19 protein-coding genes are annotated in these 20,738 nt (G+C 40.1%); 6 read left to right on the top strand and 13 right to left on the bottom strand.

Translation table 11 applies throughout. From position 1 onward, the window contains the following. Positions 1-46 precede the first annotated feature (46 nt). A complete protein-coding gene (locus IGI42_RS20085; RefSeq protein ID WP_438717811.1) occupies positions 47-874 on the bottom strand; it encodes a hypothetical protein in 828 nt (275 codons plus the stop codon). A 181-nt stretch (positions 875-1,055) separates the two neighbouring features. Then, entirely contained in the window at positions 1,056-1,817 is a 762-nt protein-coding gene (locus IGI42_RS20080) for a helix-turn-helix transcriptional regulator (protein ID WP_438717810.1), read from the bottom strand. 358 nt (positions 1,818-2,175) lie between these two features. Here IGI42_RS20080 and IGI42_RS20075 point away from each other — a divergent pair, with 358 nt between their 5' ends. From IGI42_RS20075 to IGI42_RS20060, 4 genes are all read left to right on the top strand, one after another. After that, positions 2,176-2,886 (top strand): hypothetical protein, encoded by a 711-nt coding sequence (locus IGI42_RS20075; protein ID WP_438717809.1) that lies wholly within the window; start codon positions 2,176-2,178, stop codon positions 2,884-2,886. A gap of 651 nt (positions 2,887-3,537) precedes the next feature. After that, on the top strand, positions 3,538-4,407 hold the full coding sequence (locus IGI42_RS20070; RefSeq protein WP_438717808.1) for an aldose 1-epimerase family protein: 870 nt from the start codon (positions 3,538-3,540) through the stop codon (positions 4,405-4,407). Positions 4,408-5,061: 654 nt separating this feature from the next. Continuing rightward, a complete protein-coding gene (locus tag IGI42_RS20065) occupies positions 5,062-5,277 on the top strand; it encodes a hypothetical protein (protein ID WP_438717807.1) in 216 nt (71 codons plus the stop codon). Positions 5,278-5,289: 12 nt separating this feature from the next. Further along, positions 5,290-5,508 carry a DUF2922 family protein gene (locus IGI42_RS20060; protein WP_438717806.1) on the top strand — a complete coding sequence of 73 codons (219 nt, stop codon included), beginning with the start codon at positions 5,290-5,292 and terminating at the stop codon, positions 5,506-5,508. Between the two features lie 360 nt (positions 5,509-5,868). On the opposite strand, the gene IGI42_RS20055 is transcribed toward IGI42_RS20060, so the two are convergent. Continuing rightward, entirely contained in the window at positions 5,869-7,053 is a 1,185-nt protein-coding gene (locus IGI42_RS20055) for an IS110 family transposase (protein ID WP_438714819.1), read from the bottom strand. 391 nt (positions 7,054-7,444) lie between these two features. Here IGI42_RS20055 and IGI42_RS20050 point away from each other — a divergent pair, with 391 nt between their 5' ends. Beyond that, positions 7,445-8,029: a DUF2922 domain-containing protein gene (locus tag IGI42_RS20050; RefSeq protein WP_438717805.1), complete on the top strand. Its 585-nt coding sequence runs from the start codon at positions 7,445-7,447 to the stop codon at positions 8,027-8,029. Between the two features lie 214 nt (positions 8,030-8,243). On the opposite strand, the gene IGI42_RS20045 is transcribed toward IGI42_RS20050, so the two are convergent. From IGI42_RS20045 to IGI42_RS20015, 7 genes are all read right to left on the bottom strand, one after another. After that, positions 8,244-8,954: a winged helix-turn-helix domain-containing protein gene (locus tag IGI42_RS20045; protein WP_438717804.1), complete on the bottom strand. Its 711-nt coding sequence runs from the start codon at positions 8,952-8,954 to the stop codon at positions 8,244-8,246. Positions 8,955-9,188: 234 nt separating this feature from the next. Then, positions 9,189-9,539, bottom strand: a complete 351-nt coding sequence (locus IGI42_RS20040) for a hypothetical protein (protein ID WP_438717803.1) — start codon at positions 9,537-9,539, stop codon at positions 9,189-9,191. 102 nt (positions 9,540-9,641) lie between these two features. Then, positions 9,642-9,926 (bottom strand): class I SAM-dependent methyltransferase, encoded by a 285-nt coding sequence (locus IGI42_RS20035; protein ID WP_438717802.1) that lies wholly within the window; start codon positions 9,924-9,926, stop codon positions 9,642-9,644. 146 nt (positions 9,927-10,072) lie between these two features. Further along, positions 10,073-10,495 carry a hypothetical protein gene (locus IGI42_RS20030; RefSeq protein WP_438717801.1) on the bottom strand — a complete coding sequence of 141 codons (423 nt, stop codon included), beginning with the start codon at positions 10,493-10,495 and terminating at the stop codon, positions 10,073-10,075. A gap of 157 nt (positions 10,496-10,652) precedes the next feature. Further along, positions 10,653-12,056 (bottom strand): ATP-binding protein, encoded by a 1,404-nt coding sequence (locus tag IGI42_RS20025; RefSeq protein ID WP_438717800.1) that lies wholly within the window; start codon positions 12,054-12,056, stop codon positions 10,653-10,655. Positions 12,057-12,634: 578 nt separating this feature from the next. Further along, a complete protein-coding gene (locus IGI42_RS20020; RefSeq protein WP_438717799.1) occupies positions 12,635-14,263 on the bottom strand; it encodes an amidohydrolase in 1,629 nt (542 codons plus the stop codon). Positions 14,264-14,284: 21 nt separating this feature from the next. Then, positions 14,285-15,670, bottom strand: coding sequence for an MATE family efflux transporter (locus IGI42_RS20015; RefSeq protein ID WP_438717798.1), 1,386 nt, complete (start codon positions 15,668-15,670; stop codon positions 14,285-14,287). A 300-nt stretch (positions 15,671-15,970) separates the two neighbouring features. Here IGI42_RS20015 and IGI42_RS20010 point away from each other — a divergent pair, with 300 nt between their 5' ends. Beyond that, on the top strand, positions 15,971-16,900 hold the full coding sequence (locus tag IGI42_RS20010) for a response regulator transcription factor (RefSeq protein ID WP_438717797.1): 930 nt from the start codon (positions 15,971-15,973) through the stop codon (positions 16,898-16,900). A 308-nt stretch (positions 16,901-17,208) separates the two neighbouring features. Here the strand turns inward: IGI42_RS20010 and dapF are convergent, their stop codons facing one another. From dapF to IGI42_RS19995, 3 genes are read right to left on the bottom strand one after another with little or no spacing between them, the layout of a single operon-like run. Further along, complete coding sequence (gene dapF, locus IGI42_RS20005) at positions 17,209-18,039, bottom strand: diaminopimelate epimerase (protein ID WP_438717796.1); 831 nt, start codon at positions 18,037-18,039, stop codon at positions 17,209-17,211. A gap of 13 nt (positions 18,040-18,052) precedes the next feature. Then, entirely contained in the window at positions 18,053-19,351 is a 1,299-nt protein-coding gene (gene lysA / locus IGI42_RS20000; RefSeq protein WP_438717795.1) for a diaminopimelate decarboxylase, read from the bottom strand. Between the two features lies 1 nt (position 19,352). Beyond that, positions 19,353-20,510 carry a M20 metallopeptidase family protein gene (locus tag IGI42_RS19995; protein ID WP_438717794.1) on the bottom strand — a complete coding sequence of 386 codons (1,158 nt, stop codon included), beginning with the start codon at positions 20,508-20,510 and terminating at the stop codon, positions 19,353-19,355. Positions 20,511-20,738 lie beyond the last annotated feature (228 nt).

Here is a 20,738-nt window from a genome sequence, read left to right as displayed (position 1 = left end):
ACCCCTGTTGGCTCGGTTTATTGATTTCCCCTACAAAAAACGATGGTTATAGTTCCTCATACGCTTTTTTCTCGTAGTCATAAATAAAATAGAGATAGCTAAAGGCCACCGTGTCGATTGACTCATCTTGATTTCTTGTCTGATTACGCTTAGACACCGCATTGGTATCCACAAATTGCACCTGTTCTACATAACGCTCCCCAATGCTATTGTACAATTCGAAGGATAGCCGGTAATAATTTTCCAAGAACTCCTCTTGGTATTTTCGGTCGATCACTAAGGCTAAGCTCCGCTTTTCGCCGGGAGCTAAGGAAACATAAAAATCTTCATTGCCAAAATGATTGAGGGATTCTTCATACTGCCAATCTTCAAAAGTCGATAGTACTAAATAGCGCATCTCCAAGAACGTCTTAGCAGAATTTACGATCGTCAAATGAATCACAAACCCATCATCTGGCTCTTCTTCTAGAAAATCAATCAGTGATAATTTCGTTTCATCGTATTCTGCTTTCGCCATTTGTACCTCGTGTTCGACAACATCCTCCGTATGAGCGGCCGTCTTCCCATTCAGTAGTAATACGGAAGGCTGCCGTTCACTCAACGCGCGCATGTGCGTATGTCGCTCCATATTTTTTTCAGTCTCATTCAGTAAATCTCCCTGCCGATGCGTCGCAAATCCTAGAAAGAGCGTCCCGATCATCGACATAAAGGAAATACAATAACTCACCATATCAGATGCATCCCAAGCAATCCCAAAATCAAAGACATCAATCAAGGTATCACTAAATACTAGTTGAACCACAATCAGCGGAATAAAAAATGCCGCCAACATAAACAACAGCCAATGCTTTCGAATTTTCTCCATCCATTTCATCAAGATTCCTCCTAAAGCGCTTTATTTTAAGTAAAGCATGGATGGAAAAATTGCGCTATTTTAGTGCTTTTGAGGTTGTGAATTTGAAAAAACAGGAAATATTTTTTGCAACACTCAGCCTATATCCTTCATCTTTACAGGAATAGACTTCCTGCGCTTTTTTTACTCATAAACCGGTAGATTATAGCTTGTCGGCAGAATAATTTCCCAAAAAGGAGAAAAAAATGCCCAAGAACAGGCAAGGGAATCCGCTGGTTAACACGCTAAACCAAAGAGGTTCACTCCCTACAATCAGGTTGGTTAAAAAACCGCCAACTATTCCTAGTAAAAAGAGCAGCGATAAAGAATAATACACGCGCCATTTCATGCGCAGATGGACTAACGTCACTAACCATACTAGCGACAGCCAAACCAAACTTACTGGCAAAGCAATCGGCAAGAAAAATGAAACTTGGCTATAATTCGACCAAAGCAGCACACGATCCAATAATCCTAAATAGCCTACCAGTAAAAGACTGCTGCTGCCAATTAAAAGGATTGGCAACCATTGCCTTCTTTTAACAAAAAGGGTTGCCAGCACATTAAGACTCATTAGAGAAAGCAGCACGATCATTGACCAAGTCAGCCGATGATTCAAGATAAAATCTACCAGCAAACAAATCAAGATGGTTATGCCGGTAACAGTATAAAAAAGTGGTGCCCATAGTTTTCGATTCATTGTTTTTTGAATTCCCTTCACAACATGTTGATCTTCCTTCAATAAGACATCCAAAGAAAGTTGATACAGATCGCTCAAAGCAATCACGGTTTCTAAATCCGGATAATTCTTATCCAGCTCCCAATTGGATATCGCTTGTCGGGAAACATACAGCTGCTTGGCAACCTCCCCTTGGGTCAGGTTCAGTTCCTTGCGCCGTTCTTGAAGTTTTTTCCCAATCGTCATTTTCCATTCCTCCTTGCTTTTACCCTAGCAAAATATTGGCAAAAAGCCTATCAAGTATCTCTTGCATCCTTGATACAAAGGGATTTGCTACCTTCTTTTTTAACTATCATACCAAATTATTCTCTCTCACGGTGGAAGTTTTTTTGCAGGTTTAGTCCTCGCCAATTCACTTTTATTCTGGTTTTTATATTTCGTATTTGCTCTTTTAGTCAACTAATTGTAATAGTATACTTAATAAGTAGAGCACCGAAAACAAGCAAATTATCTCTAAGAATTATTCTATTAGTTGATCAAAAAGAAATTTAGCTAAGATATAAATTACAGTTATTCGATATTTCATACTTGGAGGAGAGTTTAGTTGAAAAGATTTATTGCCGTGATATTACTTATTTCTACCTTGCTTCTAACCGCCTGTAACCATCCTGAAACTAATACAACTGATTCTACCCATCAGCCGACTTCTAAAGAGCGTTCGGCTAAAAAGAGCGAGGAACAAGCAAAAGCCAAGCAGGCGGAAAAAGAGCAAAAAGCGCATAGTGCAAAACTCACAGCCGAGGCCGATGAAGCGTTGCGAAAAGCAGAAAATGATCCAAACGACTACACTTACGAGGCAGCAAAAGCCGCTATTGAAGCAATTCCGGAAGAAAACGAAGATTTAAACACCCGCTTGGAATCTTTAGCTGCCAATTTAGCGGCTATTAAGCAACAAAACCAAGCAGTACAAAGTCAACAGCAGGCACCAGATCAGACCTTCACACCAGGATATGGCGACCATAATGCAAATATTCGTGATGCTCGTTATCAAGAAGCGATAGCAAATGGTGCCAGCGAACAAGATGCAGTAGAATACGCTGAAGGCCGTTCTTCAACGTATCATCAGCAAGAACCTCAACAAACGCAGCCCACTACTTTGACAGAATTTGTGAATCAGTATGGCATGTCTCCTGTAGCCTATAAAACACAGGTGGAAGGAATGTCTGAGGAAGAAGCTTTAAGAAGTACGCCAACAGGTATGAAGTCATCTGGAGAAATCCAATTAGGTATCATACAATATGGGATTCAACCATAAGTTTAAACAGGTAAAAAGCGAGGTTGTGACAGTAGTGGTCAGCTCCGAGAAATAAGCCAAATAATCCGAAAATAGCTGCTCATATTTTTGTGATTATTTGGCTTATTTCTTAAAAGCGCTGCTTCAGTTACACCGATTATGTGGTTTTCAGTGGCTGTGACGTTTTATGTCACAGCTACACTTTTTTTCTTACTGATCAGTAATAGCAACTTATCGATAATTGGATTCATTCATATAAAATAATTTGAAAACTATTAAAAGGATTGATTCATAAATTTTACAAAAACATAGTTTACAAATTCACAAATAACGGGTATATTGTTTGTTATGATTAAAAAATTATGTGAACTTACAAGAAACGAGGTGACCGTTGACTAGTCAATATAAGTGAACTTAAAATTAGCCTAGACGATAACTATTCAAAACTAGGTACAAGAATTTTAGTAAATTAATATAATGATTACCTCCTAATGAAAGGGTTTACACAAACAGGCAAACCAGCACTTTCAACGACTAACACTTAATTTATTAACTAGCCAATTGTGTCGTGCCTATTTTACTTATGCCTCTGAAAAATCGACTAAATGAAGAGACACGACGACTGTTCCTTAAACTAGTAAATACTTTGTTTATAGAGAAAGGTATGATCCTATGATACTAACCATCTCCAACACAAGCCTTACCGCAAAGATTGATACTCATGGTGCAGAACTAATAAGTCTTCAGTCTGAAGGCATTGAATTTATCTGGCAAGCGGATCCGAATTGTTGGAATTGGCACGCACCGATTCTATTCCCTTTTATCGGGCGATTGAAAGAGAATCAATATACGTACAAAGGAAAAACATATTCGATGCCTGAACATGGTTTCATACGTGATTGTCAATTTGATATCCTGGCAATGACCAATGAGCTGGCTATACTGACTTTTTCCAGCACTAGTGAAACCCTTCAGTATTATCCGTTTACTTTTACCCTGAATGTAAAATATGAGATCTGGGGAGAAGGTCTTAGAGTTCATTTCACCTTGGAAAATACCGGGGATGAAGAGATGCTTTTCGCACTCGGGAGTCATCCCGCCTTCAATATCCCTTTAGAAGATCACTTAACTTTTAACGACTACTATTTGTCCTTTTTCCCATCCAAATGCCGAACGACTATCCCACTTGAAGAGCACTATGCAAATCTCGAGAAAAAAACATTAGGACAGACCAATACTTGTATCGGTCTCAATCACGAACTTTTCTGTAATAATTCGTTGATTTATGAAACGAAAGGATTCAACGCTTTTATTCTAGAAAGCGAAAAATCGATCCATGATATTACCGTCGCCTATAAGGATTTCCCTTATGTTGCTTTGTGGTCTCCATATCAAAACAAAGCGAATTTTGTCAGCATTGCACCTTGGCATGGAATTACTGATACTACCACATCCACTGGAAAACTTGAAGATTGGTTAGGGATGAATCGTTTATTAACGAAGGAAAAGTTTAAAACAGAATACTCGATTATTGTTCATTGATACTTTATTCCATTTACTGGTGAAGCCTCTTCGAAGTGTCGGCATCCATAGAAGTGCTGTTTTCCAAAGCGACTCCTCAAAGAGTTCTCACCCAGTAGTAAACCTTTAAATAATTTAGGCGCAAACAATGGAGCAGCATGTGTGTCCGTCACATTTATTTTTCAATTTTTTACTAAAAAGCTTGGGTTGTTTACAAGTGGTCCTATTTCGCTATTTCTGCGGCAAAAAAGTAATTCATAAATAATTCAAGAAGCTCTTACTCCATCTATTTATGGGTAAGAGCTTTTTTGACATCCGTTAGAATTCGAGCATAAATCGGTTGGACTGAGTGCTCTTGATTTCGATCATATGTCTCTTTTTATAATCACTACTTGTTATTTTATGGGTCTTTTGTTTTTTAGTATTTTATACCTCAATCAGCAAATCCTTATTATACCAGACTTAAATCACCTTTTTTTGCCAAAATCGAAAATTTCCAAATACCCCCCTATAATTTCCTTAAGTACATTTTACTGTGCGATCAAATCAACCTTTCACAATTTGGCACTGGAAAAAATGTAGGGTGTTTTGGAAAAAATCGCATTTTGTTCTTTTATTCTTTTGGGTTATCTTTTAATCACCGGCCGGAACAAAAAACTTTAGGAGGAAACACACATGATTCAACAATTAGGAACTAAATTACAAGTACAAATTGAACAAGAAGGTAACGACAAACAAAAGAAAGTGAATTTCAGCAATGTTATCTCTAATCCAGCAGAAGCTGACCTCGTGAAATTAGGCGAAGTATTAGCTGATTTAGCACCGGAAGGAAGCAACCTAAATAATATCCTTGTCACCAATCAAACACGTGTGACAAAAAAAGCAGAATAAAGGAGGAAATTTATGACAACCACTAAACTAGTCGTTCGTTTTAAAAACGAAGCAGACCAAACACATACTTGGCGCTACGAAAAGCCCAACACTAGTAAAACACCAGCAGAGATCAAAAACTTGCTGGAACAACTGACAAAACTAAACTTGTTCGAAAAACAGGGGATTCGTCAGTTTGTCTCTGTAGAACGTGCTAAATTTGTAACCACCAAAGAAGCAACACTGTTCTAAAAGAAAAAATGTCTGAGGCTGTGACATAAAACGTCACAGCCACTGAAAACCGCATGATCGGTATGACTGAAGTAGCTCTTTTACGAAATAAGCCGCATAATCACAAAAATATGAGAAGCTATTTTCGGATTATGCGGCTTATTTCTCGGAGCTGAACACTTCTTATACGAAAATAAAACCTGCAAAAAAGCAAAAAAAGGCTCTTCTCCTCTGTTTGAGGCGAACGCTCACTTTGGTTTAGACCACTTGTAACTCGTACAATGTCTTCTTATTCAAATAGTTTTCTTATACGAAAATAAAACCTGCAAAAAAGCAAAAAAAGGCTCTTCTCCTCTGTTTGAGGCGAACGCTCACTTTGGTTTAGACCACTTGTAACTCGTACAATGTCTTCTTATTCAAATAGTTTTCTCCAAGTTCACGATAATGACACTTCTCTTTAATGACTTTATAAATCAGCCGAATCATTAGGTGCACCACGGCAATAATGGCTTTCTTCTTTCCGCTATTTTTCTGTATCCTCAGGAAAAAGGATTTCATTCGATTTCGTTTTCCTTTCGATATTCCCAGCGCCCCCTGGGATAGTACTCTTTTCAAATAGCGGTTTCCTTTCGGAACTTTTCCACCCTTATTTTTTCCTGCACTTTCATGATTTCCTGGACAGACACCCGCCCAAGAAGCAAGGTGCTTGGAAGAAGGAAAAGTCTCCATATCGATGCCACATTCTGCAATGATGACTGCAGCCGTTGTCTGATCAATGCCTGGAATCTCATCTAATCGATCTGCGATCTCCTGAAAAGGGATCATATACGTATGAATAGTCTCTTCGACACGAGCAATTTGTGCTTCGATATGCTCAATTTGGGTTAGATGCAGTTCCAGCATAAATCGAGAATGAGGCGACATAAATCCATCCATTGCTTCTTTCAACTCGGGTACTTTTCCACGTAAGGTCGTCTTTACAACAGCTAAAATATTCTCTGTCGTTAAGGCGGTCTGGTTAATCAGTAAGCGGAGTAGCCCTCGTCCAGATTCTCCATAGATATCTTTCATTACACTCGCTAGTTTAATTCCCGATTTTTGTAGAACCATATGGCCTCGATTTTTTTCTCGATTCAAGTCCGAAATCAATCGTTTCCGATAACGGGTGACATCTCGCAGTTCTTGAATCGCATCGGGTGGAACGAAACTATGGGGTACAACCCCTAACCGAGTAAGACGGGCAAGCCATTCGGCATCCTTCATATCCGTCTTTTTACCAGGAATTGTTTTAACACGTTGTGGATTTGCCAATCGCAACTCAAAATTATTTTGGAGAATCCGCCACACACAGTGCCAATAAACGCCAGTACTTTCCATACTGACATGAGTGACACCAAAAGAATCTAACCAGTCGGAAAGGAACAGCAGTTCTTTGGTCGTCGTTCCAAACGCTTTTAGATGTTTTTTTGGGCGTTTTTTTCCATCAACGGTTTGGAGAACACAAGCAACGATTTCTTTTGAATGAATATCTAAACCAGCACAACAATCTAAAACAACATCATTCATTCCAATGAACCTCCTTGAAAATAATCACAAAAGAGGGTACTCTATTCATAGAAACGTTCTATTTTTATACACGGGTTGAATGCCAATGATTTGTGCAAACATGAATAGAATGGGTTCAGTTTGTCACACAAGGTCTTGGAGAAAAACCTCAGAGAAGTGTCGACCTCTTTCCTCTCTTGTCATTTTTATTATGACAGGAAGTAGGAATGAGGTCGACACTTTTTTTCATTCAGTTTTGTGGCGCTTGCGCCATGGAGGTATGTCACAACCTCTAATATCGATCACTTATATAAGAATTGATTAACTAAAAGTTACTTATGTAAATACCTCTGGAAGCAGACCAAACTCTTGGAAAGTTCCAGAAAAACTAAAAACTAAGGAGAGAAACACTATGTTAAAATTAAAAGCTGTATTTCAAGATGCCACCGGCAAGAATCATCACTGGTCCTTTAATGAGCCCGATCCTAATAAATCACCTGAAGAAATTCAAAAAGCACTGGAAACTATTACTACCTTGAATTTATTTGAAAAAGACGGGGTGAAATTATTCCAAAAAGTCGTTTCTGCCAAATTCGTAGAAACAATTGAAACCCCGCTATTTGATGTCAAAAACGAACCTGAAGCCTATCTACCAGATCCTAACAATGCCTTTGTCCCACAGTTTATTACAACTGAACCAAGTGCTGAAGTAGAAACTGTCGACCCAGCTAAAATGGAAGTAGCCAAAGCAGTTGAAAAGGTTGAACTCAGCGAAAAAACTTCATCACTACTTAACACAGAAAAACCATCACTGATCTCTTTAAATGCTAGAGATACGATTGTCGAAAATTTGGCACAACCAAAAGATTCTGATACTCATACAATAATGCAAACAACTGATTCGAGGAAGGAACGATTGGAGCGGCTTAGACAATACCACGAAGCAAACAAGAAAAAACAAAATAAGAAGAAACGAAACAAGAAGAAAAAACGCTAAATAACGGTTGTGGAGGATCTGTTATGCTGGCGAAAACAAATAAACCATTCTTACTCATATCCTGTCATCCATAAAACGATGCTGTTTGGAGGTGCGATGCGCGCGACACCTCCTTAATGAGTATGAATGGCATTTCGTTTTATTGAAACAATGAAGCAGATCAGAATCACTTAAGTTTGCTAAACGTTAAAGAATGCGTGAGCAACAACCGACGTTAAGTTTCATCTGAGATTAGCTTGCAATAGTCCCATAATTCCGGTGAAAGACGATAGCCTTTTCCCCAAATAGTTTCAATCGATTTATCTTGAAAGCCTATTTGTAACAATTTCTGATTAAGCGTTTTGACGCCAATTGAGATTTGACTCAATCGGGCTTGGCGAGCGGGTTCTGCCCAGATGTAGTCAACTAGATCCTGTCTAGAAACGACTTCTCCTTTGTTAACTGATAAGCATTCGAAGATACTATACTCTTTACCTGTCAAAATCTTTTTAAAATCCGTTAAGCGTTTGGGTGCATCTTTTATTTTATTGAAAAGGACAGCGACTTTCTCTGCACTTACTGGTGCCGAGGGCGCTAGTTTTTCCCTTAAGACATTTAGTGACTGTTCTTCCCAAATCCACTGACTAATTCCCAGCTGAGTCAGCTCTTCTTCTTCTTGTTCTTCAGGTAACTCGGGAAATTTACGAAATATGATTTTTTCTTCACCTTTTAAATTGTTTAGCAGTCGGCAAACTTCATCGTTGCTAATTGTTTCACTAAAAATAATTGCTCGGTAATCGCGAACCAATAATGAATGGTTGCCTTTTTTTAGCAGCTTATGAAACATTATCGTCGAACAAAAGACTTCGTAATTCAAATACTGGAGTTGTTCTTGCAAACGTCTTTCTACTAACAAATTCTTTGTTAAAATTAAAATTGGTTCCATACCTTTTCCCCCTTCGTAAAACAGCACATGTGCCACTCTTGGATAAACCGTTTTAGTTTGTCCTTTGCGATATACACATCGAAAGCCGTTTTCTATTTTATAACGTAATTCTTGTTACAGCAATAGCAATGAATACGATTTATTTTTCGGCGAATATCTATTAGCCGTTTTACGAAAGTATGATTAACCAACAATAAAATAACAATATATTATAAGTAGCTCTTTATAAATCTTTCATGCTCGTGAGATTGCAATTAACCGCTGACTTTCCCAATCATAAGGGTACCAGTCGTAACCACCATAGATTTCACTATTGGTGAAGCCTGCTTTAGCGAACAGTTTGCGATAATCTTCATCTAGTAATATCCGGTAGATAATATCGTACTGATTTTCTTCTGTCCTTTGAGGGCTATGGTACAGATCCAGTACATGGATCGTCTGAAATCGTTCATCTTGCTCTTGGACAAAAATGCGAGAAAAATCCTCACGATTAACGACTACCTCAATTGCTGGTAGTGTTAATGTGTAGTGGGTTGTCCCAGAGGTGAAGACTAGCAAACCTCCCGGATTTAGTCGTTTTTTCATAGATTTAATTGCTAATAGTATGTCCTCATCTGTATGCAAATGAGGCAACGAATTAGTCAGACAAACCACCGCATCGAAGGTTTCTAGGAACTGATCTTCTAACTATCGAAAGTCACACTGCCGCAGTGAAATTGATAGCTCTTTGTCCTGCAAGTTTTTGGCGGCTACCTCTAACATAGACTGAGAATAATCTGACCCTTGAACTTGGTAACCCAATTGCGCCAGCATGTAAAGGTGCTGGCCTGTGCCGCAAGCACAGTCTAAAACCTTTTGAACCCCGTGCTGTTTAAAAAGTTGGTCAAAAAAATGCGCCTCGTCTCCTAGATAAGTTTCAATTGAACCAAATTCATCATAGTCAAAAGCAAATTGTTTGTACATATCGGACATCGTGATCCACTCCTTTTTCATACTTCTCATCGTCAAATAAGTATGGCTTCATAAAAATGCGTTACCCTTTATGAAATTAGCAACTGCAAGTAATTTTTTTGATAGACTCATTTAAAATAAAAAAAAGAGACTAGAATCAGTCTCTACTAAAACTTTTTGAATGTTAAAATTCCAACTACTGATTCTTTAGCCAGCTTCTTGGCGCTTGAAGCAACTTTTTTGCTGTCATTTACTTTGACGCCATCCAACACTTCAGTAACGTGCTTAGTGGTAAAGTTAATGGTATTAACCACACCTGTTTTGGTTTGTTCCATGACTTCAGTCAAATCTTCTAATCCATCATCGCGACGAACTCTTTGTTTACCTAAAGTTCCAACTGCTGTATTGGCTACGCCATCCAATGTCTGTCCGATTACTTTGCCGACTACTTTGTTTCGCTCAAAGGTCTCTTTACTGATTTCTCGTAAATCATCACTGTCGGTTAACTCAGCAGCAATATTTGTTACACCGCTAATGATACCGCCGCGGACTGCTCCGACTGCTTCACCAATTTCTCTAAAAAATGCCATAATAAAAACCTTCTTTGTCTTTTTTGTCATTATAACATCTATGGCGGAGAAGGTAAAAGCGAGAACCAAATTGAAGAGTCAAAATATTTTAAGTAAATTAGATTTACAGTATCGTAATCTAGTAGTTTATGATCTACTAAATTACGATACTGCTGGTTTACATTTCAGCTAATGAGATTAAGCGAATGGAATACTCCGTGGCAAAATCCCTTAACTCTTTGGTAAACCCTCTTTTGGAGAAGATTACTAGCTCCTTATTGGGAGTAGAAAAAAATCGAGTCCGTTCTAAAAATAGCTCGGCAATTGGTACATCTACTTTTTCATTGCGCCACTGGCACTCCCCTAGCAAGAGATTCCCTTTTTGTGCACCCAAACCAACAATGGCCACTTTTTCCAGTTCGGTACCTTTTGTTCGGCTGCCAGGTTTATTGCCCCACCACGAACCAACTTCTTCTATTATAAAGCCAAACCGTTGATTGCCATTTTGAGACAACAACCAATCCCGGCAATAATTTTCGAACGTTATTGAAGTAAACTCTAATAAGTCTGCTGCGATCTTATCCCATATTAATTCCGTGTGTCCGTTTTCGATAAAATTTTTATACTTAGGGACATAACGATACCAAAAACGGAACAGTCCATCACTCACTGTATAGCTAGGCTTATTTTTGCCGATTTCTGTCAACGGCATTTTTCTTTCAACAATCTCCAGATCAATTAAGGTTTCTAAATATTTGGTTAACGGCCCCGAATTGATTCCCGTCTCAGCAACAATTTCTCTTACCTCTCCGGCACCACTAGCAATTGCAGCGATGATGTCATTGTAACGATTCGGTGTTCTCAGTTCCTGCATCAATAGATTGCCTGGCTCTTCATACAAAAAAGTGTTCTTTTTTAACACAAAGGTCAAGATATTTTCTTTCAAAGACAAGCGATCATCTAGCATAGTCAAGTACATTGGGATACCGCCAGTCAAACTGTAAATCGTCATGAAGACTTCTTTTGGTATCCGTGGCTGCAGCGCATGCGCTTCCGAGAAATTTAACGGCAGGATTTTTATCTGTCCTGTGATACTGTTGTGTAGCGGACTCTTTTCACTGAGAACGTGTTCCTCCATGAAAGCTACTTGCGAACCCGTCAGGATCAGCAGTAAATTATCAATTTCCTGATAGACACTGTCAATTGTTTTTTGTAAAATGTCGGCAATTCCTTCTCTGGATTTTGCTAGTTGTGGATATTCATCGATAATGAAAACGAGCGGTTCTTCTGAAGCTTTAGCGATATCAGCTACCGCTTTAAATGCATCCTCAAAATTAGAAAAGTTTTTACCTGATTCTTCCGATGGAATCAAATGAGTAATCGCCTGGTTTAAGTTTGCTAAGTTTATCTCCGAACCAAACTGATCGGCGCTAAAATAAATGACTTGCTTGTCTATCATGAATTCTTCCAGCATGCGCGTCTTACCTACCCGACGCCGACCGTAAATCGGAATGAATTCAAAACGATCACTGGTCCATCGTTCCTCTAATTCTTCAAGCTCTTGTTTTCTACCTACAAACATCCCTTCACCCCATTTTGCATGATTATTATTTAGTATATCATAAACTACTAAATCATGAGCTACTAATTGATTTAGTGAGTTTTGAGGATGAAAAGACCTAGAGAATTGCTATTCTGAGAAACTCATATGCTTATTCTATTCATGCGTTTTTTGCGGTACTCAACTATTCCCTTTATCTGGAAGAAAATCCTACCAAACAATTGGTTACGTTCCGCTAGGGTAGCCAATATCCTTAAAGTCTTGGCTAGTGCCTGTTGTCGGATGTTTAATCTTGTTCTTAGTACCTGTAGAATGACTTATTATAAAAAAGGTAAACTTCAATTAGCTTGATCATTAGTGCTGGCTGAAGTCTTTTGAACTTACCTTCTATTGTATATTAATAATCCACGCACTTAAGTCTCTGAATTCAACGGATACTAAATAGGAAGATCAATTATCTCGCCTTCTAACTTTTTTCCTACCATCCGACACTACTCTAACATTCGAACAGGTGTCTCACTATAAAAATGGCTGTGACATAAAACGTCACAGCCAGTGAAAACCGAATAATCGATGTAACTGAAGTAGCTCTTTATATTCTATTGTTGATAAACAATCTTACCATCCATGAAGGTCATTTCTACTTTAGTTTCCAACAGCTCTTCTGGTTCTTTGTCGAAAATATTACGATCGAGAATAATCAGGTCAGCCAATTTTCCTTGAGTCAGTATGCCTAAACGGTCTTCGCGAGAAGCGGCACAAGCTGCGCCGTAGGTATAAGCTCGGGCAGATTCAAACAAGGAGATTTTTTCTTTTGGTACCCAACCGCCTTTTGGTTCTTGCGTAAATGCAGAACTACGAGTGACCGCATTGTATAGTCCTTCAAATGGGTTCACACCAACAACTGGTGAATCGGTACCAAAGGCTAAATTGCACCCGGCATCCAGCATGGAGCGGAACGCCCACATGAATTGCATCCGTTCTTGACCCAAATCTTTTTCAATGCCGTCAGGGTCAATCATCAAATGAGCTGGCTGACAAGATGGAATAATGTCATTGTCTGCCAAACGTTGAATATCCGGTTCTTGAATGTTTTCTAAATGTTCCAAGGTATGATGCAGATATGGTTTTTTACCATAGGTTTTGTTGGCTTTTTCGATGCAATCGATTAAGCAATGAATCGCCTGATCACCGATGGTATGGACTCTAGCACTGAAATCATTTTTGTGGGCCCACAAAATCAGCTCTTCCATCTCTTCTACCTTCATGGTCGGATACCCGTGATCCCCTTCGAATTGCGCATTAGAGTAATCGTCCTTCAAGTAAGCCGTATGGGTAGAGGACACACCATCAAAGAATTGCTTAACCCCTTGGCAGCGAACGATTTCGCCATCGAATTTATCACGCAGGTCATACGCCCGTGACAAGTCTTTGATTAAGGTTGGGAACATGTTCACCCGAACCGTCATGGCATCGTCTTTTAGCAACTCTTCGTAAATGTCGTCTCGTACAAAATCTGCGCCAGGAACGGACATCATAGACACATCTGAAGTTGAAGTGATCCCATAGGAATTCAAAATCTTCATGAAGTTCAGGTAAATACCTTTGGCTTCCTCTAACTCAAAATCGTAAATTTTCGGTACCAATGACATTGCTGCACTTTCTTGAATCAAGCCGACAAGTTCGCCGTTTTCATCCTTAGCATAGGTTCCACCACGAGGAGCAACAGACTCTTTCGTGATCCCTAGTTTTTCCAAGCCTTTTGAGTTCACCCACAAAGTATGGGCATCAGCCGAAACCATACACACTGGGCGATCAGGATAATAGTCATCCAAAATATCCTTGGTAGGCAGCACGGGTTCATCCCATAAAGTATGGTACCATCCGGCACCGATCAGCCATTTTTCCTTGTCGGTACGTTCGGCTAATTCTTTCAAGCCTTCGACACATTCCTTGGCACTGGTATCAGTGAAATTCACGTGAACCAACGGTGAAGCATAAATACCTGACATGTACATATGGATATGAGCATCGTGGAATGCTGGCATGACTAATTTTTCACCAGCATCGATTACTTCTGTGTCTGGTCCTTTCAATTCCTCCAGCATATCTCGATTGCCAACATATTCAATTTCGTTGCCTTTAATCGCTACCATCCCATCAATTAGTTGTTCAGAAACGCCATTAAAAATTGCCTTACTGATAATAATTTTGTCTGCTTTCCGCATCTTTTCTCCTTCTTTCTACTATTATATAAGTTCGCTATCCATTTTTTTCAATCGGTTAATTTCTCGATAGGTTAAAAATAGCGTCAAAGCAAAGGTTAAAATATCTGAGACTGGCTGTGAATACCATACCCCAGTAACACCTAGTACATTAGCCATGATGAAGATCGCTGGTACGCCGAAAACAATGTAGCGGCAAATTCCCAGAATAGTCGATTCGGGAATACGCTCGACTGCTTGGAAGTATGCGGACATTAAATTCGCTGACAAGCCTAATGCCGCAAATGAAACGACCACTTTGGTATATTTTCCCGCTAAAGGAATCAATTCCGAACCGGAACCGACAAAGAAACTAACTAACTGTTCTGAGAATAAGAAGGCGATGGCCGCCAAGAGATAAATGCCGATCACGTTGGCCGCAAAGCTGACCTTGATCAGCTCGATCACTCGTTTTAATTTTTTTGCTCCATAATTGTAGCTGGCAATCGGCTGTTGGCCACCAGTAGCGGCTTGCGTGATTAACATCAAAATGTAAATAATATAACTGTTAATTACAGCGAAAGCAGCAATGTCCAATTCCCCACCGTAGCTGCCCAAGAAGTTATTTAATACAATCGTAAAAATCGTACTCGAGGCTTGTACTAGCATAAAAGGAAACCCTATTTTTGAAATATCTACCAACAGCTTGGTGTCGAATTTTAGATCCGATAGATGAAATTTAAAGATTGTTTTGGGACTAACCACAAAGTAAACTAAAAATAGTCCCCAAATTCCGATAGAAGATGCATAGTATACAGCAGCTCCTGCAATACCTAATTTTAATATAAACACACTGATATAGAGCCAGATAATGGCACAAATCGCTGAAATCGTCATAGCCCAAGTAGCAATCGACGGTTTTTCATCCACCCGCGCAATGTACACCACCACATGCCCCACAATACAAAACGGATAGCCGAACATAAATAAACGAATAAATAGGACAATGTCACCATGCAGCTCTGGTGTTGCTCCTAGCAGAGTAGCTACATTTCCGGCAAATAGGAAAATCACCACCGCAATCACGACACTAGAAATCAAGCTGAACCACAGACCTTGACCGTAGGCTTTCCTAGCCCCTTCCTCATCACCATCTCCTAATCGCATGGCACAAATTGTCGAAATCCCAATTGCGAAAAAGCCACCTAATGCCAGCATTAAATATTCCAGCGGCATAATAATTCCCACACTGGCTAATCCAGCTTCTCCTAGCCCACGACCGATCACCAGTCCTTCTAAGATAACCATGATCGCCTGGGCTAACATTCCGATCAACGTTAAGATTGAATACTTGGCAAACAATGGCAGGATTTTTTTAGTACCTAACTCGCGATCCTCTTGATTTTCCATCTTTTCTTCCGTTGCATCCACATGCTTCACTTCCCTTCATTTTTTAAACTTATAATGATCTTTCACAGCGATATTCTATTTTCCACCTCTTTCCTTTATAATATATAGAAAGCATCTTTTTCAAAGTGACAGAGATATTACTTCCCTCTAAATGTAATCGTTTCCAAAAGGGTTTAAACTACAAAAAAGGGATTATTTTCTCTATACCTTTTGATATAGATCGTCTAATCCCCCGGTTTTATGCGGTTTCTGCGGGTTTCTTTTGAGCGTACTTTTCCACAAAAATTGTGTGCACTAAACTTAAATTGGAGGTGAGTTCTCTTGAATTTGGTCATTTATATCTTAACTACCGTCCTAATTGTCTTGCAAGCATTCGTTTTATTCCCGGCCTCAGCCCTTTATTTAAAATTTCGTGATAAAAAAGCCTTGTATGCTTTTTTAATTATTTGCGCCAATATTTTCGAAGTCTCATTTATTGACTATATTAACTTAAGCCAGTCGAGTGAATTGCTCATGGGCTTTGTTCAGCAAGGAGCTTTACGAATAGTCATTTCTACCATTACTTTGGGCTTGGATTTGTTATTGCTACTGGAGATTTTCCATGTCAAAAGGCCTTACGTTTATTTCGGTTATTTGATTCCCTTTGTGCTGATAGAATTGGTTTCTTTGCCACGCTCTGAAACCCAAATGTTTCTATGGATCTTCTATTCGATTCGTCAATTTTATCGCTTATTTTTTCTCAGTGGCTTTTTTCTATTTTACCACCGGACCAAAGATGTCGATGAGAAGAAAGAACTTAGCCGTTACTTTAATTATTTAATTGTTTTTCTTGTATTGATTTTCACTATTTTTATCGAAGATTCATTGACTATTTCTCAAATTTCGGCTTTTTACAGCAGTGACATCGCCATTAAAGGGCGTAGTTTGTCAGAAAATGTTTTGTGGCTCGCCTTTGCTTTTTCTGTCTTTCACTGGTCTTTGCCGTCTTTTCGTAACTTTTTTCAGCAAGAATCCGCCGAGACAAATGATACTACACTTTATTTAAGCGCGTTCTCCGAGAAATATAAATTGACTCCGCGAGAGCGTGAGGTGCTCTACTTAATAGTCCAAAATGAACCGACGACGGTCATCTCCGAAAAATTGTACATTTCTCAAGGCACCCTTAAAACGCATATTCACAATATTTATTCCAAGGTAGAAGTGCGTACCCGGATTGAACTGCAGAAGGCAGTCGCTAGTTTTGAGCCTTGAATAAACACCTCCTCCCACATGCTAGGAGAAAGTGTTTAGTATTTTCGTTATTTTACAATGAATATACTAAGCATAGGGATGAAACTTACAGTATATTATTATAACAAAAGTGCTGTTCAGGAAAACCTTCTGGTATTTTCTCGACATCGTGAGTTTCAATCATTAGGAAAACATTATTTTTAACAGCGATTGTTTGTCTTTTGTATCATTTGAAGTCATTTCCCGTATTTAATGCCTAAGCGCTTGCTTTTCACGCGAGATTAAGCAAAAAAAACCGCCGTGTCTCTCCACACAGCGGTTTGCTTCTATTATAAATGTAAATCTTCGTCGATAATGGCGCCTTCAACTATTCGGTTAGTGTCGCCGATCAAGAAGAGGTTTTCCCCTTCCACGTTGACCTGCAGTTGACCGCCTAATACCTCTACTTTGACTGGATTATTTGGGGTTAACCCTTTTTTATTCAGCACATAAGCAGTCGAGCCGGTACCAGTTCCGCAGGCTAAAGTAAAGTCTTCCACGCCCCGTTCGTAGGTCCGTTCCACCACATGACCGTCTCGCAACAGGTCATAAAAGTTAACGTTGGCCCCTTTTTCAAAAGCAGGATAGTTCCGTAATTCCCGCCCTAAGTCGAGAATTGTTTCCAATTGGGTCATGGCTAGATCCGGATAATGTACCACCAAATGCGGAATGCCAGGATTGCCCAGCTCCACATAATCTACCGTGATATCACGGCCTTCTACCTGCAATACCACATCTTCTTTAAATACAGCAGGCGAATTCAGCTGTACGCGATAAATCCGTTCATCCAAACGTTGTGCAGGTACATAGCCAGCAATCGATTCGATCACCATTTCTTCTTGTGCCAAGCCCGTTTCATAAGCAAAGCGGGCCACACAGCGAGCACCGTTGCCACACATTTCCGCTTCTGAACCGTCCGAATTATAATAACGAGCGTAGAAATCGCCGTTACCTTTGGCCGTTTCGATGGCAATTAACGTATCTGCCCCTACTGACACGCGGCGGGCACAGGTTTGTTTAGCCAATTGGCTCAGTTGTTCGCCAGATAAGCCCAACTCTATGTTGTTCACGACAATAAAATCATTGCCGGCGCCTTGCATTTTGTTAAAAGGTATCTTCATCGGTTGCTCCTTTTTATTTTAGTGAGTCAGGAATGACTTCATTTTCGATTAATTGCTCCAAGGTTTGGCGTTTGACGATCAGGTCCGCTTGTCCCTTATTTGCCAAGACCACTGCTGGAATTGCTAGCTTGTTGTAGTTGCTAGCCATTGAGTAGCCGTATGCGCCAGTTGAAAACGTCGCAAAAACGTCGTCGATTTCCACGGTTGGCAGTTCAATGTCCTTCACCAAAATATCAGTACTTTCACAGATTTTTCCGGAAATGGTTACTTTTTCGGCAGCTGGCTGATCGGCTTTGTTCGCCAAAACACCGGTGTATTTTGCTGCATATAAACCTGGACGAATGTTGTCGGTCATACCGCCGTCGATGCTGACGTATTTGCGGATGCCTGGCAACTCTTTAATTGCGCCAATCGTATGCAAAGTGATTCCTGCTTCTGCTACGATACTGCGACCTGGTTCGATCACGACAGCTGGCTGCGGATAATGTTCCTTTTCGCAAAAGGCTAAAACTTTTTCCATCATCGGATCAAGGAAATAAGCAAAGGGCTGACGAATATCTTCATCGGTATAACGCACCCCGAAGCCACCGCCGAAGTTCAACTCGCTGATTTCATAATCCAGACGATCCTTCACAACTTTTACTAAATCCAAGGCAATATCCACTGCTCCAAGATGAGCGCTGTTATCATCTAGCTGACTGCCCACATGAAAATGGAAGCCCAAGAAATTGATGCCTTCTGCCTTAATGGCTTTTTCTACCTCTGGGAACAAGATGTCTTCGTTAATTGGAATCCCAAATTTTGAATCCTTTTGCCCTGTTGAGATGAAGGAATGGGTATTTACATTCACCTCTGGGGTAATGCGGAATAGGACGTTGACCATTTTTTGTTTTTCTTTGGCAATAGCCGAAATCCGGTCGACTTCCTGCAAGCTGTCCACAATAATACGGCCCACACCATGTTCAATCGACATTTCTAATTCCGCCATGGATTTGTTATTGCCGTTAATTTCGATTTTTTCTACAGGGAAACCCGCCTTCAACGCCGTATACAGTTCTCCGTCGGAAAGGACTTCTAAAGAGAAGCCTTGTTTTTCGATGATTTTCATCATCGCCATTGTTGAGAAGGCTTTACTAGCATAAGCCACTCGCACATTCTCGTATTTATCGACAAAATCTTGACGCAGCTCCTGGCAGCGTTCTTCAATAATGCTTTGAGAAAAAACATATAACGGAGTGCCGTAAGTTTTCGCTAATTCTACTGTGTCACAGCCATCCCATAAAAGGTGGCCGTTTTCTACTGTCATGTCCATTTTATTCTCCTTCATTTAGGGCTTCAATTAAGTTCACAAATGTTTGAATACCTAGTAATAAATGTTTTTCATCAAATTTCATTTTGCCGCTGTGTAAAGGATAAGTGTACCCTTTTTCTTCATCGCGAATACCTAAAAAGAAAAACATCCCTGGCATCACGGTTTGATACATGGAAAAATCCTCAGCAATTAAATATGGCGGGGTTTCGACATAATAATCGGCGGCTGTTTTTTCCAGTGCAGCCACCATGCGGGCATCGTTATCCACTACTCGATACATATGATTAAAAATCACTTCGGCTTCACAGCCGTAGCCACGGGCAATTTCGGTTGCAATCAGATCTACCCGGCGGACTACTTCATCGTACACGGCGTCATCAAACGCTCGCATCGTGCCATGCAAGACAACTTCTTGGGCGATGATGTTCATAGCTTCGCCACCGTGAATTGTGCCAAAGGTTAGCACCACATTGTCTAGCGGGCTGATATTACGCGCCAAAATACTAGATAGTCCCGAGATAATTCCGCCAGTTGCTACGATCGCATCTTCTCCTTGCTGCGGTTGTGCACCGTGTGAGCTTAGACCTTTCACCTTGATCGTCACTTCCGCATTGCGGGCCATCATGGGACCTGGGCGACAAGAAATTTTTCCCGCCGGCAAATCAGGGAAGACATGCAAGCCGACAATTTCATCTACTCCTAAATCCTGTAAAATGCCGGTGTCCACGATTAGTTGTGCGCCACCAGGACCTTCTTCAGCTGGTTGGAAAACTAATACAATCGTGCCCCGCACTTTTTCTGGATGCTTCATTAAATAAGCCGCAAAGCCCAACAAGGTGGACATATGTCCATCGTGTCCGCAAGCGTGCATTTTCCCAGGTGTTTTTGAAGCGAACGCATAGCCGGTTTGTTCTTCCACCGGTAAAGCATCGATATCCGAGCGGTAAGCAATCGTTTTGCCGGGGCGGTCGCTGCGAATCACGGCGATTGTTCCCGTATTTATCACTTCGATAATTTCTGTGATGCCAAATGTTGCCAGTTTCTCGCGAATATACTTAGCGGTTTCAAACTCTTCCAAACCTAACTCAGGAATCTGATGCAGCTCCCGTCGAATTTTGGTAACCTGTTCCTCTAGCTCCTGAATTTCAAGATCAATCATCGTATCATCCTTTATTTTCAAATTATGGAGAAATGTTTTTTCGATTAGAAACATATTGATAGTTTCTAATATTATAGTACAAATGAGGAGATTGTCTAGCATCGGCGGACAATTTTTGAAAAAGGCGAAGAAAGGCTCTGCAAACTCACCTGATTTTACAGTAACAACCATTTCCATTGTGAAAAATTTTACTTTATCTAGAGAATAAAAAAAGCGAGTGAAAAGACG

Origin of the sequence: Enterococcus sp. AZ109 (genome assembly GCF_051714625.1) — a bacterium.
Lineage (GTDB): Bacteria > Bacillota > Bacilli > Lactobacillales > Enterococcaceae > Enterococcus_A.
Note: the sequence above shows the minus strand (reverse complement) of the source record. Positions and strands in the feature narration are given on the sequence as shown.

Coding starts and splice junctions, on each gene's coding strand:
- IGI42_RS20065 (WP_438717807.1), top strand. CDS start 5,062: ATGATTCAACAATTAGGAACTAAATTACAAGTACAAATTGAACAAGAA.
- IGI42_RS20025 (WP_438717800.1), bottom strand. CDS start 12,056: ATGTTTGTAGGTAGAAAACAAGAGCTTGAAGAATTAGAGGAACGATGG.
- IGI42_RS20060 (WP_438717806.1), top strand. CDS start 5,290: ATGACAACCACTAAACTAGTCGTTCGTTTTAAAAACGAAGCAGACCAA.
- IGI42_RS20040 (WP_438717803.1), bottom strand. CDS start 9,539: ATGAAAAAACGACTAAATCCGGGAGGTTTGCTAGTCTTCACCTCTGGG.
- IGI42_RS19995 (WP_438717794.1), bottom strand. CDS start 20,510: ATGATTGATCTTGAAATTCAGGAGCTAGAGGAACAGGTTACCAAAATT.
- IGI42_RS20030 (WP_438717801.1), bottom strand. CDS start 10,495: ATGGCATTTTTTAGAGAAATTGGTGAAGCAGTCGGAGCAGTCCGCGGC.
- IGI42_RS20055 (WP_438714819.1), bottom strand. CDS start 7,053: ATGAATGATGTTGTTTTAGATTGTTGTGCTGGTTTAGATATTCATTCA.
- IGI42_RS20085 (WP_438717811.1), bottom strand. CDS start 874: ATGAAATGGATGGAGAAAATTCGAAAGCATTGGCTGTTGTTTATGTTG.
- IGI42_RS20080 (WP_438717810.1), bottom strand. CDS start 1,817: ATGACGATTGGGAAAAAACTTCAAGAACGGCGCAAGGAACTGAACCTG.
- IGI42_RS20070 (WP_438717808.1), top strand. CDS start 3,538: ATGATACTAACCATCTCCAACACAAGCCTTACCGCAAAGATTGATACT.
- IGI42_RS20050 (WP_438717805.1), top strand. CDS start 7,445: ATGTTAAAATTAAAAGCTGTATTTCAAGATGCCACCGGCAAGAATCAT.
- dapF (WP_438717796.1), bottom strand. CDS start 18,039: ATGAAGATACCTTTTAACAAAATGCAAGGCGCCGGCAATGATTTTATT.
- IGI42_RS20035 (WP_438717802.1), bottom strand. CDS start 9,926: ATGTCCGATATGTACAAACAATTTGCTTTTGACTATGATGAATTTGGT.
- IGI42_RS20020 (WP_438717799.1), bottom strand. CDS start 14,263: ATGCGGAAAGCAGACAAAATTATTATCAGTAAGGCAATTTTTAATGGC.
- IGI42_RS20045 (WP_438717804.1), bottom strand. CDS start 8,954: ATGGAACCAATTTTAATTTTAACAAAGAATTTGTTAGTAGAAAGACGT.
- lysA (WP_438717795.1), bottom strand. CDS start 19,351: ATGGACATGACAGTAGAAAACGGCCACCTTTTATGGGATGGCTGTGAC.